Origin of the sequence: Streptomyces sp. DH10 (assembly GCF_029813805.1) — a bacterium.
Lineage (GTDB): Bacteria > Actinomycetota > Actinomycetes > Streptomycetales > Streptomycetaceae > Streptomyces > Streptomyces coeruleofuscus.
On record NZ_JARVKU010000022.1, the window covers coordinates 115,042 to 131,872 of the forward strand.

Consider the following 16,831-nt stretch of genomic DNA (forward strand, 5'->3'; position numbering starts at 1 on the left):
CGCCACCCGACCGCCACCCCTGGAGGACGGCGCTCCGCGCCGACTGTTATGACTCAGAACCTTCTCGACCCCGGCTTCGAGCTCACCCTGCGCCCCATGCGCTACCCGGACTTCTACGAGCGCTACCGGGACGCCATCAAGAACACCTGGACCGTGGAGGAGGTCGACCTCCACTCGGACGTCGCCGACCTCGCCAAGCTCTCCCCCGCCGAGCAGCACCTGATCGGCCGGCTGGTCGCCTTCTTCGCCACGGGCGACTCGATCGTCGCGAACAACCTCGTGCTGACGCTGTACAAGCACATCAACTCCCCCGAGGCGCGGCTCTACCTGAGCCGTCAGCTCTTCGAGGAAGCCGTGCACGTCCAGTTCTATCTGACGCTCCTGGACACCTACCTCCCCGACCACGACGACCGGGCGGCGGCCTTCGCGGCCGTCGAGAACATCCCCTCCATCCGCGAGAAGGCCGAATTCTGCTTCAAGTGGATGGACTCGGTCGACCAGCTCGACCGGCTTCAGACCCAGGCCGACCGCCGCCGCTTCCTGCTCAACCTGATCTGCTTCGCCGCGTGCATCGAGGGCCTGTTCTTCTACGGTGCCTTCGCGTACGTCTACTGGTTCCGCAGCCGGGGCCTGCTGCACGGTCTGGCCACCGGCACCAACTGGGTGTTCCGCGACGAGACAATGCACATGTCGTTCGCCTTCGACGTGGTCGACACCGTCCGCAAGGAGGAGCCGGAGCTGTTCGACGACCAGCTCCAGCAGCAGGTGACGGACATGCTCCGCGAGGCCGTCGAGGCCGAGCTGCAGTTCGCGCGCGACCTGTGCGGGGACGGCCTCCCGGGCATGAACACCGAGTCGATGCGGCAGTACCTGGAGTGCGTCGCCGACCAGCGGCTCACCCGCCTGGGCTTCGCTCCGGTCTATGGCTCCGAGAACCCCTTCTCCTTCATGGAGCTCCAGGGTGTTCAGGAGCTGACCAACTTCTTCGAGCGGCGGCCCTCCGCGTACCAGGTGGCGGTGGAGGGCACCGTCGACCTGGACGAGGACTTCTGAGCCGCCACGCCTTCACGGGTCTCCTGGGCCTCCCTGATCTGACGGTCGACGCGCCGGTCGCGCACGATGCCGATCACTGACGGGAGGACCAGGAGGACCAGCGTCCCGAGTACGAAGATCATTGCGATGAGTGTCTGCGTCTGGTTCGTGTCCATGGACACCACTGTCGCGCCGGTGACTCCTTACCGTCAGTGGCAGTACTGTCGTAGACCCTCGAATTACTGCCACTCGCGAGGCACACTGGAGGCATGCTCCAGAACGTGGCCGTCATCCTCCTCGACGGCGTGAACCCCTTCGAACTCGGTGTGGTGTGCGAGGTCTTCGGCACCGACCGCAGCGACGACGGACTGCCGGTCTACGACTTCGCCGTGGCCTCGGCCGAGGGCCCAGCCCTGCGCATGAACTCGGGCGTCTCACTACAGGTGGAGCACGGCTTGGAGCGGCTGGAGACGGCCGATCTGATCGCGGTGCCGGCCGGGCACAGCTACGCGTCCCGTGAGTTCCCGCCGGAGCTCCTGGACTCCCTGCGGCGTGGGGTCGCCCGCGGCGCCCGGGTGCTCAGCGTCTGCTCCGGCGCCTTCGTGCTGGCCGCTGCCGGGCTGCTGGACGGCCGCCGCTGCGCCGTGCACTGGAAGCACGCGCCGGACCTGGCCCGAAAGTACCCCCGGGCGGTCGTGGAGCCGGACGTGCTCTACGTCGACGAGGACCCGGTGATCACCTCCGCCGGCACGGCCGCCGGCATCGACGCCTGCCTCCACCTGGTGCGCAAGGAGCAGGGCTCCGAGGTCGCCAACAAGATCGCCCGGCGGATGGTGGTGCCGCCGCACCGCGACGGCGGGCAGGCACAGTACATCGAGCGCCCGCTGCCGCACTCCGAGGCCGACACGATCGGCGAGGTACTGGCGTGGATGGAGCGGCACCTCGACGAGGAGGTCACCGTCGAGCAGCTGGCCGCGCGCGCCCACATGTCCCCGCGCACCTTCGCCCGCCGCTTCCAGCAGGAGACCGGGACGACTCCCTACCGCTGGATCCTGCGCCAGCGCGTGCTGCTGGCCCAGCGGCTGCTGGAGGCGACGGACGAGACGATGGACGCGATCGCCGGTCGAACCGGGTTCGGCAACGCGGCCACACTGCGCCACCACTTCGTCCGGGCGGTCGGGACGACGCCGAACGCCTACCGGCGCACGTTCAGGGGCCCGGAGGCGGCCTGAGGCCAGGGGCTCTCACCTCGCCACCGGCCGCACCCGCAGGTCGTGCGGCCGCAGCGTGATGCCGACGCGCGTGCCGTCGTTCGATCCGGCGACCTGCTCGAAGCGGTACTTGGTGGCCAGCGCCGCCGTGATCAGCGTCAGCTGGGCCATCGAGAAGTGGTCGCTCGGGCACTTGCGGTTGCCCACGCTGAACGGGCTCATGGCGTGTTTCGGGACGTCCTTGACCCGGTCCGGAAGCCAGCGGTCGGGGTCGAACTCCAGGTTCCGCGCGTACGACTTCGGATCGCGCTGGATCGCGTACGGGCTGTAGACGATGTCCGCCCCGGCCGGAATCCGGTATCCGCCGAGTTCCGTGTCCCGCACCGCCCGCCGCGTCAGAATCCACACGGCCGGGCTCAAACGCATGGACTCGACGACGACATTGTTGGTGTGCCTGAGTCCCCGGACGTCCGCGAATGCCACCGGCCTCCCACCGGTGACGGCTTCTACTTCGTCGCGCACCCGGTCCGCGTGTTCAGGGTGTTCCGCGAGCATATGCAGCAGCCACATGATCGTGGAGGCGACGGTTTCACTGCCGGGAGTGAGGATCGCGACGACCTGGTCGTGGATCTCCTGTTCCCCGATGGGGTCGCCATTCTCATCCGTCGCCTCCAGCAATGCCGTCAGCAAATCGTCCGGCTTTTGACCGGATGCGCGGCGCTCGGCGACGATCTCGTCCACCAGGAGATGCAAATCGGCCAATGCCCGGTTGAATTCCCGGTTGGCCGGGAGGGGCAGCTTGTAGAGCGGTCCGAGCGGCACCACCATCCGCCGGTACATCCCGCGGAAGACCGTGGCGAGCGCGACGCACAGCCGCTCCGCCCGCTCGTCCATGTAGTCGCCGCGCAGCAGGCAGCGGGCGGCGATGCGCACGGCCACCCGGAAGGACTCGGAGGTGCAGTCGATGGTCTGCCCCGGCTGCCACCGCTCGGTCAGCGCGTGCGCCTCCTCCTCCATGATCGGCCCGTAGGCGGGGATGGCGTCGAGCCGGAATGCGGGCTGGATGGTGCGCCGCTGTCGCCGGTGCCGCGGGCCGTTCGCCGTGGCCACGCCCTCCTTGCCGAGCAGACCCTCCAGGGACTCCCACAGCGGCCCGGCGATGATGAAATCGTTGCTCAGCGCCAGCGCGCCGGTGAGCGCCGGGGTGGTGACGGCGTAGACCGACTTCGGTCCGAGCTTCAGCCGGACCACGTCGCCGTGGTCGCGCAGCCGGGACATGAACGCCAGCGGGTCGCGCACCAGCTTCCAGCCGTGTCCCAGAACGGGGACACCGCCGCCGGCCCGGGGCGGTTCCCGCAGCTCCGGAACCAGGGGGGCTTCAGGCTTCACGGACTCGACGGTCATTTCTCACCTGCCGCTTCGTTGTTGACGTACGGGGGCGTGGACCGGTCGTCCCAGCTGTCGACCATGTACCGGCCGGACTCGTGATGGAACCAGTAGACGGAACTGAACCAGTTCCGCATATTGCTCAGACAGGCCCGCGCGGCGGCGCTGAGTTCCTTTCCCCGCACGGTGCCGTCGGCGAGGCCGTCGGCGAACCGTATTGCTTCCTGTTCCACGACGAGGAATTCCGTTATGCAGTTCTCGACACGGTTCCTGACTTCTATGACCGCCTGTTCCAGCGTCAGCCCCTCATGGGTGATGAGACTGATTCCGAGATTGTGCACCTCGTCGCCCGCTATTTCCTTCGGAAGTGAGCAGAGGTCGTTGTACCAGGCGGCGAACTCCTGACTCAGCAGCGCGGCCCGCCGAAATGCCGGGTGTTTCCGTACCATGTCGGGGAGTTCGCATCCCGCGGTCGGCTCCAGCAGATCCGTCCAGATCCAGTGGGCGAAGGTGAGCCGGCGCAGCCGGAGATACTCCTCGACCGTGGGCACGATTCCGTGGGTGCGATTGTGGAACTCCCGGTCGTACGCGTCGATCACCTCGTGGAAGTGCCGGGCGAACCGGAGGTTCCACGTCGCCGGCAGGAAGGCGTACAGCCGCAGCACGCTGTCCGCGAACCCGGCGACCAGTGGGTCCTCGTGGTGCAGGTGCTCCCCGGGGGAGTCGAGGGCCGAGTGCAGCCGGTCCCGCAGCCGCCGCCAGGCGACCGGGCGGCCGTGCACGATGTCGCGGTCGTGACGGTCGTCCCAGACGAAGAACCAGGCGCTGTAATCCGCGATCGCCTGCATGACCTCGTCGGAGGCGCCGATGTAGTACCCGGCCATGAGGTCGGTGTAGCACAGGCCGTCGGCATATTCCTCCACCTTGTCCGCGGGCATGAGCCGCTTTTCGAGCAGCCACGCCCGGGTCTTCTCCTGGCACTTCGGCCAATACGGGTGGAGTTGCCGGGGAAACGCCGCCTCGATCACCGGAAGGGAGAGCGACGGTGGAACTGCGATGGTGGTCGGTGTCGATGTGGTGCCGTGTGACAAAGCATGCACGAACTAACCCCTCTCAGCCGCCAGTTGGCGCGGGCGCCCCTCCTTCCGTGCCGGGCGTGCGCCGTTGCGTACCCCGCTCCCTCCATTCAGCCCTACAACTGACCGGTCTGGGAACGCATTTGCTTCATCCACTACCCCAAGGGCCGGGAACCTCCCTTTGCGTGACTGGTACCGGATCACCAGGAGAGCAGAAGCGATCGAACGTGCGACGGACAGGCGAACGGCGCAGACGAACGGCGCCTGTTCAGGACGGGAATCCCGAACAGACGCCGTGCGCCTGGTGATCGTGGGGTCTCAGTCGTTCGCGACGACCGGGTACCGCGGCTCGTTCTCGGCCATCTGCCGCAGCGCGTCCTTGCGCTCGCGCTTCGAGAGGCGGTCGATGTAGAGGTAGCCGTACAGGTGGTCGGTCTCGTGCTGCAAACACCGAGCGAAGTATCCGGTGCCGCGCACCCGGATCGGGTTGCCCTGCTCGTCCTGCCCGGTCACCTCGGCGTAGTCGGGCCGGGCGAGCGGCGCGTACGCGGTGGGCACCGACAGGCAGCCCTCGTTGCTGTCGTCCAGCCGGCGCTTCTCGGCGGGCAGTTCGACCAGCCTGGGGTTGCAGACGACGCCGGTGTGCCGGGCTCCCTCGTCGTCCGGGCAGTCGTAGACGAAGACCTTCAGGTCGACGCCGATCTGGTTGGCGGCCAGGCCCACGCCCTCGGCGGTGCGCTGCGAGGCGAACATGTCCGCCACCAGCTGCTGGAGCTCGTCGCCGAAGTCGGTGACGTCCTTGCACTCCTTGTGCAGCACCGGGTTCCCGACCACCGTGATCGGCCGTGAGGTCCCCCGCTCCCGCCAGGCCGCCTCGCGCTCCTCGCAGTCCTCCGTGTCGATCACGTACCCCTCGTCATCGACGGGGAGCACGCCCGCGCGCTGCTGATCGGTGTCCTGCTGAGCCATGACGTTACGTACGCCTTCCTGAACCTAACCGAGCTGAGATGCTGATACAGGGTACGCGGGTGGCGGAGGCCCCTTCAGGGGCGCGGGGAACTCCGCGAGAAACCGACGGCGCCGCACCCTGCACACGACTTAGCACACCTCTTCCAAATCCCGCCAATCCCGAGAATCCGGACTGTCGGCAACCCACCCGTCCAGCAACCCCCTCACAAGGGAAGCCGGCGCGGCCAAGCCGCACTCCCGCTCGGGAACCCACAGCTGCCCGTCCGTCCGATGCCCCAGCGGCCCGGGATGCCCCGGCTCACTGTGATCGTGCGGATCGAGATGCTCCCCGTCGCCCTCGTCGGACGGCATCCGTGATTCGGAGCACATCCGGCACAGCAACCGCACCGAGGAAGACCAGTCCTCCGCGGCGAACCCGGCGTCCCCGGCGAGCTGCTCCAGCGCGTCCCGGTCCGACTCGGTCGCCGCTTCCAGCAGCACCACCCAGGTCGGCACCGGCGACGGCGCCCACAGCTCGATCTCGTCGAACACCGGGTAGGTGTGCCCGGCGGCCGTGGTCCGCTCCCCGTGCGGCACGCCGTCGTGCAGCACGACCTCGCCCCAGCGCCGCCCCGACGACGGCAACGGGATGGACAGCACCTCGATCCGCGCGGGATCCAGCCGCCGCCCCCACACGACCTCGGCCTCCCCCTCCGGGGACAGCCGCACGGCCGCGCTGCCGAGGTCCATGCCGACGGGTTCACCGGAGTCGTTGGGCGGCCCCGGCACCCGCAGCCCGTAGGCCTGCCAGGCGCGCCGGGCCAGCGGCCAGTCCTGGAGGGCGGTCGCGGCGATGCCGACGTTCCACCAGTCGGGCGCGCCGGTGTCCCGGTCGAGCAGCGCCACGGCCCTGAGCCCCGCCGCCCGCGCCTGCTCCCAGTCGTGCCGGAACTTGTGCAGCAGGGCGAGGTTGAACCAGGACTCGGACAGCCAGGGCTCCAGGTCGGCGGCACGTGTCAACAACGCGCCGGCGTCCTCGTACCGGCCGTCGCCGATGAGAGTGAACGCCCGGTCTGTGGCCTGCCGCCAGGAGGCGGAGGGCCGGTTCCGTCCCTTGCCGAAGATCCTCACGATTCCCGCCTGCCAGTTCCGTGCGGTGGGCTGGCCGTAGCTGTGTTTCGAGCCCCCGGACACCTTCTTCTTCGCATCCAACCACGTACGGCCTCCGGGGCGCTCATTACCCATGGGTTACCCAGTCACACGCAAGGTCAGACTGCTTCTTGCCAGTACCCGGGCCAGCGATTCCACCACCTCGGGGGCGTACTCCCCGGCGGTGGCGAGCCGGAGTTCCTCCAGCGCCGTCAGCGGTCCGCCCAGGCCGCCTTCCCGGGACTTCTCCTCGTACGCGTTCACGGCCCGGACGATCCGCGCGGCGAGCGGCTGCTCCGCATAGGGGTCGGCCTGCCGTTCCACGACCACGGCGACCGCCTCGTCGACGCCCGTCTGCCGTACGACGGCCCCGCCCAGCAGTGCGATCCGCCGCTGTTCCGCGGCGGGCAGGCCGGCGGTGGCGCCCGCCGGCACCGGGTCGACGAGGCTCAGCTGGCCGATGTCGTGCATGAGAGCGGCGTACTCCAGGACGGCCAGCTCGGGCTCGGTGAGGCCCAGGTCACGCCCCACCGCCTGGCTGAGCGCGGCGACGCGGCGGGCGTGCCCGCAGGGGGTGTAGCCGGCGACCTCGGTGGCCCGTGCCAGGGAGGCGATGGTCTGCCGGTAGGTCGCCCGGACGGCGGCGTAGCGGCGGAACGACATCTGGGCGAGCAGCAGCGGCACGGAGAACACGGGCAGTGCCCACAGCCCCACGACGGCGACCGCCAGGGCCATCACCGCCCCGGTCGCGATGACGGCGGAGCCGATGCCGAGCACGGCCCGCAGTTCGTCCCGCAGCACCGGCCCGAAGGGCCAGCCGGTGCGGGAGTGGGCCAGCGCGGCGGCGAGCACCGCGTCGCACAGCGCGGTCAGGGACAGCAGCGCGAGCAGCAGCAGCGCGTAGGCGGGGCCGCCCCAGTCGTCGAACATGCCCCGGTTGTAGGGGGGCTGGAAGCACACGGCGACGAACCCGGCGGTGAGCACCCGGCGGGCCAGATGGTCGAGCGTGGGTCCCTGCCCGCGCGCCACGTGCGGCACGCTGCCGAGCAGCGAGGCGGCCAGCACGACGGCGACGACCTGGGCGGGGCCGTGGTGCGTGGCCCGCCCGCCGGCCTCGCCGAGCAGCGCGTACGACAGGGCCACGGCGGCCCCGAGCGGCGCAGGCTCCCTGACCTGCGCCCCGTTGCGCCGGGCGAGCTCCCCGACGGTCACGAGGACGCCGAAGGCGAGGGCGACCCGGCGTTCCTCCAGCCCGTCGTAGAGGGTGACGGCGAGGGAGCCGGCCGCGAGGAGGGCGGCGCAGCCGTGGACGAGGGTGAAGAGCGGCGGCGGGCGGTACGCGCTCACCGGTGTGCTCCCGGCCGGCTGGAGACGGGTGCGCCGGGCGGGGGGATGCGGGGCGGGTCGACGACGTCGGCGGTCACGGCGGGGCGCCACCCGGCCCGGCCGACGGCCTCCACGAGAGCCGCGACCATCACCGGGTCGAACTGGCTGCCGGAGCACCGCTTCAGCTCCGCCAGGGCGACCGCGACGGGCCGGGCCCTGCTGTAGCTGCGTGTGGAGGTCATGGCGTCGAAGGCGTCCGCGACCGCCACGACCCGGGCGGATTCCGGGATCTGACCGCCCATCAGGCCGTACGGGTACCCGGTGCCGTCCAGCCGTTCGTGGTGGTGCAGCACGGCGGCGCGTGCCTCCCCGAGGAAGCCGATGCCGCGCACCATCTCGTGCCCGTACTCGGGGTGCAGCTCGATCACCCGCCGCTCCTCGGGTGTCAGCGGCCCGTCCTTCCTGAGCAGCCGGGTGGGGACGCCGAGTTTGCCGACGTCGTGCAGGATCCCGGCGAACCGGAGCACCTCGACGCGCTCGTCGTCCATGCCCAGCTCGCGCGCGATCATCATGGATGCCTGTCCGACGCGCTCGCTGTGTCCGCGCGTGTAGCCGTCCTTGATGTCGACGGCCTGGACGAGCGCCCGGATGGTCGCCTGGTGGGCGGCCCGTTCCCGGTGGTACTGCGCGAAGGCCCACCAGGAGACGCACATCGGCAGCAGCACGAGCAGCGCGGCCACCGGACCGTAGGGGCTGCGCCACAGCACGGCCATCATCAGCCCGGCCAGCCCGTGCACGGCGATGGGCGCCAGGGAGCGCGACACGAGCCCCCGCCAGGCCCGCCGCACGGGCACCCGCTCGGCGACCGCCAGGATCCCGCCGTCCAGTAGCGCGAGCACCAGGCAGAACGCCAGCACGGCCGCCCCGGCCGGCCCGAGCGCGTAGGGCACGTCGCCCGCGACGACCGCGTCCCGCCCGCCGAGCGCCCAGTGCACCCGGGCCGCGGCCCACACCCCGAGGACAAGCTGGGCGGCCCGCCAGATCCGGCGCAGCGCCACGGGCCGCTGCTCGACGTGGGAGAGCAGCGCACCGGGCACGGCCACCAGGGCGGCGGCGGGCGCGGGCAGCAGGAAGGCACCGGCGAGCAGTACGGGGTAGAAGGTCCCGGCCGGATGGGAGATCCCGACGAACCGGGACCGGGCGACGCGCTCGCAGCCCGCGTACAGCGCGGCGAGCAGTGCCACGGCCCACCAGGGCGTACGGACGCCCGGCAGCGGCAGCATACAGAGCAGGGCGGCGACCAGGACAAAGGCGACGTACACGCGTGCCCGCACCGGTACCGCTTCCATGCGCCCCTCCCCCGGCCGTCTCCGTCAGGCCCGGAGCCTAGGACGCGGACAGGGGGCTCCGCGGGTCGATAACCCGCGGATTAGCACGTTCGAGTGATGCGTTCGAGGATGACTACCCCTTTGGAGGCGGGGTAGTTGAAAAGCGCAGGAGTGTCAGGATTCCTGCGGCGTGGCAGGCGAGGCCGTGACGTCCTGCTCGGGGACGGCCTGGCCGGAGCGGATCAGCTCGATCCGCCCCATGACCTTGTCGCGCAGGTCGCCCGGCACGTCGTCATGCCCGCAGCAGCGCTTGACCAGCTTCTTCACGGCCTGCTCGAGCCCGTACTTCTCCAGACAGGGCGAGCATTCCTCGAAGTGGTGCTCGAACTTCACGCAGTCCGAGTCCGGCATCTCACGGTCGAGGAACTCGTAGAGATGATCGAGGATTTCGCTGCAATCCGTCTCGTGCGGCTCTCCGCAGCTCATGACCCCGAGCCTTTCGCTTCGTTCGACTCTCCGGCGCCGGCCGGGACCATCCCGCGGTCACGGGCGTAGTCCTCCAGCATGCCGCGCAGCTGACGGCGTCCCCGGTGCAGCCGGGACATCACCGTACCGATGGGTGTCCCCATGATGTCGGCGATCTCCTTGTACGCAAAGCCCTCGACGTCCGCGAGATACACGGCAATGCGGAACTCCTCGGGGATCGCCTGGAGCGCTGACTTCACGTCCGAGTCGGGCAGGTGGTCGAGCGCCTGCGACTCCGCGGAGCGCAAGCCCGTCGACATGTGCGACTCGGCGCGGGCGAGCTGCCAGTCCTCGATCTCCTCGGCCGCGGAGCGCTGCGGTTCGCGCTGCTTCTTGCGGTACGAGTTGATGAAGGTGTTGGTGAGGATCCGGTACAGCCACGCCTTGAGATTGGTGCCCTCGCGGAACTGGTGGAAGGACGCGTACGCCTTGGCGTACGTCTCCTGCACCAGGTCTTCCGCGTCGGCCGGGTTGCGCGTCATGCGCAGCGCGGCCGAGTACATCTGGTCGAGGAACTCGAGCGCGTCCCGCTCGAAGCGCGCGTTGCGCTCCGCGGCCGTCTCCGCGCCCGTGCCACCCTGGCCCTCGGGCTGCTCCGCCTGGCCGTGTTCGGTCCCTGCGTCGGTCCCAGTGACCGGACCCACCTCCTCCAGTGTTCTCGTGAGACCGAGACCGGTCTCACCCGAATCGGAGGATAGACGACGATCCGGTCCGCCCGCCGCCCGAATAGGGGCGGTCTTGGCCGCGTGCAGCACCGTCCAGTCCAGGTCGGCGCGGCTGCTGCGACTCGGGCAGAAGGTCGAACCCATGCGGCGGACTTCCTCTCCTACGGCGTCGGTGCTGGTCTCCAGCACGTACGTCCCGCACAACAGTGCTCGCCGCCCCGGCATTCCCGAAGCTTTACCCGAGTGACCCGGTCCACTCCAGGACCGCGTCCGTGATGACCGCCACTGCCTCCTCCTGCGTGATCTCCGCCCGCTTGGGGACGGCGAAACCGTGGTCGCCGTGCGGCACCTCGACGAGCTCGTACGGCCCCTCGGGGAACTCCCCGGGCTTGCCGAACGGGTCGTTCCCGCCCTGGACGACCAGGGTGGGTACCCCGGAACCCAGCAGCTCGGCGGCACGGGACTTCTCCGGCTTGCCGGGCGGGTGGAGGGGGAAGCTGAGGGCGAGGACCGCGTGGGCGCCGAGCTCGGTGGCGGTGCGGCAGGCGACGCGGGCCCCGGCGCTGCGGCCGCCGGACACGACCGGCAGGCCGGGCTCGGCGAGGGCGGGCCAGATGCCCCGCCAGCCGAGGTCCAGGGTCTTGGGCGCGGGCGCGAGCTTCTTCCCGGCCACTCGCCAGGGCTGCTCCACCCGGGCCACGCTCACGCCGTGGGCGGGCAGGGCGGCGGCCAGGGCCGTCAGGTCACGGGCCTCGATGCCGCCACCGGCGCCGTGGCTGACGGCGAGGACCAGCCGGGCCTTTTCCGCCGTGTGCCAGGTGATTCTGGCGGGGCCGGCGTCGGTCTCGACGATCTCGGTGGTCGCCTCTGCCGCATTGGTCACATGGGCCACATCGTTCGCATCCGTCACGTCAGAAGAGTGTGCCCTCTTCCGGCCCTTCCAGCTCCTTCAGCAGCTCCGCGCCGTTGTTGCGGACGTTGCTGACGGCCGTCGTGACGGGATAGGCGCGCATCAGCCCGGCGGGCGGCGGGGCGAGCAGCTCGCGCAGGTCGTCGGCGTCCGTGCGGGACGGGTCCAGCCAGGCGTCCCAGCGGTCGGGCGTCAGCATCAGCGGCATCCGGGGGTGGATGTCGGCCAGGGTCCGCGGACCGTCCGCCGGGGAGACCGCCAGCGGGCTCGCCTCGGCCTCGGTGGTGATGACGGAGCACGTCACCCACCAGGCCTGCGGGTGGTCGTCCGGCAGCGTCTTGTCCCGCCAGAACTCGTACAGCCCGGCCATCGCGAAAACCGACCCGTCCGCCGGGGTCACGAAGTAGGGCTGCTTGCGGGGCCGCTTCTTCTTGCCCTCGACCTCCAGCTCCCGCTCCTGCGTGCCGGTGACCCACTCGTAGTAGCCGTCGGCGGGCAGAATGCAGCGCCGGGAGGTGAAGGCGCGGCGGTAGGACGGCTTCTCGTGGACCGTCTCCGCGCGGGCGTTGATCATCCGGGCGCCGCCCTCGGGGGTCTTCGCCCAGGACGGGACGAGCCCCCACTTCAGCGTGCGCAGCTGCCGAACCGGGCGCGGGTCGTCCGCGTCTTTCACAGGGCGGTCGAGGACGGCGTAGACCTCTTTGGTGGGCGCCACGTTGTAGTCGGGCTCCAGAGTCTCCTCGGGCTCCCACTTCTCGATCTCAAAGATTCCTGCGAGATCCTCTGGCCTACGACTCGCTGCATACCGTCCGCACATACGTGCCACACTGCCAGATTCCATCCGCCCACAGGGAGCCATCGCCGCACATGGACAGCACCGCAACCGCCTCCCTCGCCTCCCTCTGGGACGAGGTCTCCGGCACCCAGCCCGACCCCGACCTGTGGGTCGTGATCGCGACCCTGGCGGCCGCGCTCGCCGTGGTGATCCCGCACGGCCTGTGGCGCGTCTCCCGCAACGCCATCACCATCGCCCACGAGGGCGGCCACGGGCTCGTGGCCCTGCTCACCGGCCGCACCCTCACCGGCATACGGCTGCACTCGGATACCAGCGGCCTGACCGTCAGCCGCGGCAAGCCGTACGGCATCGGCATGATCCTCACCGCGGCCTCCGGCTACACCGCCCCGCCCCTGCTGGGCCTCGGCGGCGCGGCCCTGCTGGGCTCCGGGCGCATCACGCTCCTGCTGTGGCTGGCCACGGCCCTGCTGCTGGCCATGCTCGTGATGATCCGCAACGCCTACGGCGCCCTCACCATGATCGTCACGGGCGGCCTGTTCGTCCTGGTGTCCTGGCTGGCCGGCCCGCAGGTCCAGGCCGCGTTCGCCTACGTGGTGGTGTGGTTCCTCCTGATCGGCGGGGTGCGTCCGGCGTTCGAGCTCCAGGCCAAGCGGTCGCGGGGCGGGGCGGGCGACTCGGACGCGGACCAGCTGTCGCGGCTGACGCACGTGCCGGCGGGGTTGTGGCTGTTCCTGTTCCACGCGGTGTCGCTGTGCTCGCTGATCGGTGGGGGCAGGTGGCTCCTGGAGATGTGACGCGCCCCGCACAGGCGCCGGGGCTGTGCCGAGGTGCGGCTCCGCCGCGCGGGTGCGACCGGCCCCACGGCGCCGCACCCGAGCCACCGCCTCCTTATAAAGTGAAGCCATGGCCCCGAACACCGCAGACACCGCCCTTTGGCCCGCCCCGCACGCGAGCGGAGCCGTCGACGCGACGGTCCACGTGCCCGGGTCCAAGTCGGTCACGAACCGCGCCCTGGTCCTCGCCTCCCTCGCCTCCGAACCGGGCTGGCTGCGCCGCCCCCTGCGCTCGCGCGACACCCTGCTGATGGCCGGCGCGCTGCGCGCCATGGGCATCGAGATCGAGGAGGGCGTGGGCCCGGACGGCACCGGCGAGGCCTGGCGTGTGCTCCCCGCGGGCCTGCGCGGCCCGGCCACGGTCGACGTCGGCAACGCCGGCACGGTGATGCGGTTCCTGCCGCCGGTCGCCACGCTCGCGGACGGTCCCGTCCGCTTCGACGGTGACCCCCGCTCGTACGAGCGTCCCCTGAACGGAGTCATCGACGCGCTGCGTCAGCTCGGTGCCCGGATCGACGACGACGGCCGTGGCGCACTGCCGTTGACCGTGCACGGCAGCGGCGCCCTGGACGGCGGCACGGTCGCCATCGACGCGTCCTCCTCGTCTCAGTTCGTGAGCGCCCTGCTGCTGTCCGGCCCGCGCTTCAACCAGGGCGTCGAGGTCCGCCACACCGGTGCCACGCTGCCCTCCATGCCGCACATCCGCATGACCGTCGACATGCTGCGCGCGGTCGGCGCCCAGGTGGACACGCCCGAGTCGGGCGGCGAGCCCAACGTCTGGCGGGTCACGCCCGGCGCCCTGCTCGGCCGCGATCTGACGATCGAGCCCGACCTGTCCAACGCCCAGCCGTTCCTGGCGGCCGCGCTGGTGACCGGCGGCCGGGTCGTCATCCCGGACTGGCCGTCCCGCACCACCCAGCCCGGTGACCGGCTGCGCGAGATCTTCACCGAGATGGGCGGCTCCTGCGAACTGACCGAGTTCGGGCTCGTGTTCACCGGCTCCGGCTCGATCCACGGCATCGACGTCGACCTGAGCGAGGTCGGCGAGCTGACGCCGGGCGTCGCGGCGGTCGCGGCCCTCGCCGACTCCCCGTCGACCCTGCGCGGCGTGGCCCATCTGCGGCTGCACGAGACGGACCGCCTGGCCGCGCTGACCAAGGAGATCAACGAACTCGGCGGTGACGTCACGGAGACCGCCGACGGTCTGCACGTCCGCCCCCGCCGGCTGCACGGCGGGATCTTCCACACGTACGACGACCACCGCATGGCCACGGCCGGGGCGATCATCGGCCTCGCCGTCGAGGGCGTGCAGATCGAGAACGTGGCGACGACGGCCAAGACGCTGCCCGGCTTCCCCGACCTGTGGACCGGGATGCTCGGGGCGTAGGACACGGGGATCAGGTCATGCGCCGCTACGGCAAGCACACCGACGAGGACGACATCCGCACCCGTCCCGGCCGCCGGAACACCCGGCCCCGGACGAACATCCGGCCCAAGCACGAGGACGCCGCCGAAGGCCTCGTCCTGACCGTCGACCGGGGCCGCCTGACCTGCCTCGTCGAGGACCGTGTGGTCATGGCGATGAAAGCCCGCGAGCTGGGCCGCAAAGCCGCGGTCGTCGGCGACCGGGTGGCCATCGTGGGCGACCTGACGGGCAAGAAGGACTCACTCGCGAGGATCGTGCGCATCGAGGAGCGCACCTCCGTTCTGCGCCGCACGGCGGACGACGACGATCCGTACGAGCGCGTGGTCGTGGCCAACGCCGACCAGCTGGCGGTCGTCACCGCCCTGGCCGACCCGGAGCCCCGCCCCCGCCTGATCGACCGCTGCCTGGTCGCGGCCTACGCCGGCGGTCTGGACCCGCTGCTGGTCCTGACCAAGTCGGACCTCGCCCCGCCCGACAAGCTGCTGGAGCTGTACGGCCACCTCGACATCCCCCACGTCGTCACCAGCCGCGAGGAACTGCAGAACGGAACCGCCCTCGCCCGCGTGCGCGAGCAGCTCGACGGCAAGATCACCGCGTTCGTCGGCCACTCCGGGGTCGGCAAGACCACGCTGGTCAACTCGCTGGTGCCGGAAGATCAGCGGCGTACGACCGGGCATGTGAACGCGGTGACGGGCCGCGGACGCCACACCACCACCTCGGCGCTGGCGCTGCCGCTGTCGGGAAGTGAGGGCTGGGTGATCGACACGCCGGGCCTGCGGTCCTTCGGCCTGCACCACGTGGACCCGTCCCAGGTCATCCACGCCTTCCCCGACCTGGAGCCGGGCACCGAGGGCTGCCCGCGCGCGTGCAGCCACGACGAGCCGGACTGCGCGCTGGACGCGTGGGTGGCCGAGGGGCACGCGGATCCGGCGCGGCTGTACTCGCTGCGGCGGCTGCTGGCCACGCGGGAGCGGAAGGAAGGCGACTGACCTCCGCGTTGTTTGTCATGGCGTGCGGACGGTAAGTGCATAATCGCACCGAGCCGGATGCAAGATCGCCCAGAAGCTGAGGAATCTGGCGGACTTGCTCAAACTGACTAAGCGGTCGCTGAACGTGGGATACGGGAGGAACGACTCATGGCGTGGCTGCTGGTCATAGTGGCGGGGTTGCTGGAGACCGGCTTCGCCGTGTGTCTGAAGCTGTCGCACGGTTTCACACGGCTCTGGCCGACGATCGCCTTCTGCGTCTTCGCCCTCGGCAGCTTCGGCCTGCTGACCCTGGCGCTGAAGAAGCTCGACGTGGGTCCCGCGTACGCGGTGTGGACGGGTATCGGCGCGGCGGGCACGGCGATCTACGGCATGGTGTTCCTCGGCGACCTGGTGTCGACGCTGAAGATCGTGTCGATCAGTCTCGTCATCATCGGTGTGATCGGGCTTCAGTTGTCCGGGTCGGCGCACTGACGGCCTGTCAGCCGGCCTCGCGCTGAAGGGCGCCGCGGACCAGGCCGGCGACGCCGCCCTCGCCGGGTGGCGCGGCCACGCAGGACAGGGCGAGCCGGACGGCGAGTTCACAGGAGCGGGCCAGGTCGGCGGTGCCGGACTTGGGGGTGCCGGGTTCCGCCAGGACGGTGACGGCACGGTCGCGGACGAGGGCGACGAAGTCACCGGGTGACGGCAGTGGGCCGTCGGCGCGGCGCTGGGCCGGTACGGCGGAGGTCGAGGGCACGGCGGGCAGCGCCGGGGACGGCAGCCATTCGCTCCAGCAGCCGGTGAGCATGGCGCGGACGAGGGCGTTCTCGCGGGCGGCCGAGGTGATCCACTCGGCGGTGGCGGTGAGCCGGTCGCGCAGGTCGCTGTGCCCGGTGAGCGCCCGGTCGACCCCGGCGAGATACCCGTCGGCCTCTCTCCTCACGAGCGCCCGGGCGAGCCCGTCCTTGCTGCCGAACTCGTTGTACAGCGTCTGCCGGGACACTCCCGCCGCCGCGGCCACGTCCACCATCCGCACGGCGGACCACGGCCGGCGCGCCAGCGCCGCGTAAGCGGCGTCCAGTAGAGATTCCCGCGCTGCAGGCATCAACGCCTCCCCTTGGGGCGAGCGGCACTGCGCCCAGATTTGACGCGCACGAAACCACTGTCAAGGGTCCGCGGGCGCACACAGGGGGCGCCTTTGAGCCGACCTGCGCGGGCGCCTCCGGCGGCTGAGCCGGGTCGCCCGCCGCCT

17 protein-coding genes are annotated in these 16,831 nt (G+C 70.8%); 6 read left to right on the forward strand and 11 right to left on the reverse strand.

Annotation, left to right across the window (positions count from 1 at the left end; translation table 11 throughout):
* Positions 1-48: 48 nt before the first annotated feature.
* Together QC385_RS34720 and QC385_RS34730 are read left to right on the forward strand one after the other, a co-directional pair.
* Entirely contained in the window at positions 49-1,053 is a 1,005-nt protein-coding gene (locus QC385_RS34720; RefSeq protein ID WP_279545331.1) for a ribonucleotide-diphosphate reductase subunit beta, read from the forward strand.
* Between the two features lie 248 nt (positions 1,054-1,301).
* Positions 1,302-2,264, forward strand: a complete 963-nt coding sequence (locus tag QC385_RS34730) for a GlxA family transcriptional regulator (RefSeq protein ID WP_279545333.1) — start codon at positions 1,302-1,304, stop codon at positions 2,262-2,264.
* Between the two features lie 12 nt (positions 2,265-2,276).
* On the opposite strand, the gene QC385_RS34735 is transcribed toward QC385_RS34730, so the two are convergent.
* From QC385_RS34735 to QC385_RS34780, 10 genes are all read right to left on the reverse strand, one after another.
* Complete coding sequence (locus QC385_RS34735; RefSeq protein WP_279545334.1) at positions 2,277-3,647, reverse strand: bifunctional albaflavenone monooxygenase/terpene synthase; 1,371 nt, start codon at positions 3,645-3,647, stop codon at positions 2,277-2,279.
* On the reverse strand, positions 3,644-4,729 hold the full coding sequence (cyc1, locus tag QC385_RS34740) for an epi-isozizaene synthase (protein ID WP_279545335.1): 1,086 nt from the start codon (positions 4,727-4,729) through the stop codon (positions 3,644-3,646). Before cyc1 ends, QC385_RS34735 begins: the two co-directional genes overlap by 4 nt.
* 294 nt (positions 4,730-5,023) lie before the next feature.
* Complete coding sequence (gene def / locus QC385_RS34745; protein WP_279545336.1) at positions 5,024-5,674, reverse strand: peptide deformylase; 651 nt, start codon at positions 5,672-5,674, stop codon at positions 5,024-5,026.
* A 129-nt stretch (positions 5,675-5,803) separates the two neighbouring features.
* The gene (locus tag QC385_RS34750; protein ID WP_279545387.1) at positions 5,804-6,784 is read right to left on the reverse strand and encodes a tetratricopeptide repeat protein; all 981 of its coding nucleotides are present in this window, start codon (positions 6,782-6,784) and stop codon (positions 5,804-5,806) included.
* A 117-nt stretch (positions 6,785-6,901) separates the two neighbouring features.
* Entirely contained in the window at positions 6,902-8,149 is a 1,248-nt protein-coding gene (locus QC385_RS34755; protein ID WP_279545337.1) for an HD-GYP domain-containing protein, read from the reverse strand.
* On the reverse strand, positions 8,146-9,477 hold the full coding sequence (locus QC385_RS34760; RefSeq protein ID WP_279545338.1) for an HD-GYP domain-containing protein: 1,332 nt from the start codon (positions 9,475-9,477) through the stop codon (positions 8,146-8,148). Before QC385_RS34760 ends, QC385_RS34755 begins: the two co-directional genes overlap by 4 nt.
* A 153-nt stretch (positions 9,478-9,630) precedes the next feature.
* Positions 9,631-9,942, reverse strand: coding sequence for a mycothiol system anti-sigma-R factor (gene rsrA / locus QC385_RS34765; protein ID WP_033314427.1), 312 nt, complete (start codon positions 9,940-9,942; stop codon positions 9,631-9,633).
* A complete protein-coding gene (gene sigR / locus QC385_RS34770; protein WP_279545339.1) occupies positions 9,939-10,625 on the reverse strand; it encodes an RNA polymerase sigma factor SigR in 687 nt (228 codons plus the stop codon). The genes rsrA and sigR overlap by 4 nt, the downstream gene beginning before the upstream one ends.
* 256 nt (positions 10,626-10,881) lie before the next feature.
* Positions 10,882-11,556 (reverse strand): alpha/beta hydrolase family protein, encoded by a 675-nt coding sequence (locus QC385_RS34775; RefSeq protein WP_279545340.1) that lies wholly within the window; start codon positions 11,554-11,556, stop codon positions 10,882-10,884.
* A 1-nt stretch (position 11,557) separates the two neighbouring features.
* Complete coding sequence (locus QC385_RS34780; RefSeq protein WP_279545341.1) at positions 11,558-12,373, reverse strand: SOS response-associated peptidase; 816 nt, start codon at positions 12,371-12,373, stop codon at positions 11,558-11,560.
* A gap of 50 nt (positions 12,374-12,423) precedes the next feature.
* Between QC385_RS34780 and QC385_RS34785 the strand changes: the two genes are divergently transcribed.
* The 4 genes from QC385_RS34785 to QC385_RS34800 all read left to right on the forward strand — a co-directional run bounded on the left by QC385_RS34785 (position 12,424) and on the right by QC385_RS34800 (position 16,071).
* Positions 12,424-13,146 carry a M50 family metallopeptidase gene (locus QC385_RS34785; protein WP_279545343.1) on the forward strand — a complete coding sequence of 241 codons (723 nt, stop codon included), beginning with the start codon at positions 12,424-12,426 and terminating at the stop codon, positions 13,144-13,146.
* A gap of 109 nt (positions 13,147-13,255) precedes the next feature.
* On the forward strand, positions 13,256-14,572 hold the full coding sequence (gene aroA / locus QC385_RS34790) for a 3-phosphoshikimate 1-carboxyvinyltransferase (RefSeq protein WP_279545344.1): 1,317 nt from the start codon (positions 13,256-13,258) through the stop codon (positions 14,570-14,572).
* 17 nt (positions 14,573-14,589) lie between these two features.
* On the forward strand, positions 14,590-15,600 hold the full coding sequence (gene rsgA / locus QC385_RS34795; RefSeq protein ID WP_279545345.1) for a ribosome small subunit-dependent GTPase A: 1,011 nt from the start codon (positions 14,590-14,592) through the stop codon (positions 15,598-15,600).
* A gap of 147 nt (positions 15,601-15,747) precedes the next feature.
* Complete coding sequence (locus QC385_RS34800; RefSeq protein WP_086600180.1) at positions 15,748-16,071, forward strand: DMT family transporter; 324 nt, start codon at positions 15,748-15,750, stop codon at positions 16,069-16,071.
* Positions 16,072-16,078: 7 nt separating this feature from the next.
* On the opposite strand, the gene QC385_RS34805 is transcribed toward QC385_RS34800, so the two are convergent.
* Positions 16,079-16,684: a TetR/AcrR family transcriptional regulator gene (locus tag QC385_RS34805; protein ID WP_279545346.1), complete on the reverse strand. Its 606-nt coding sequence runs from the start codon at positions 16,682-16,684 to the stop codon at positions 16,079-16,081.
* Positions 16,685-16,831 lie beyond the last annotated feature (147 nt).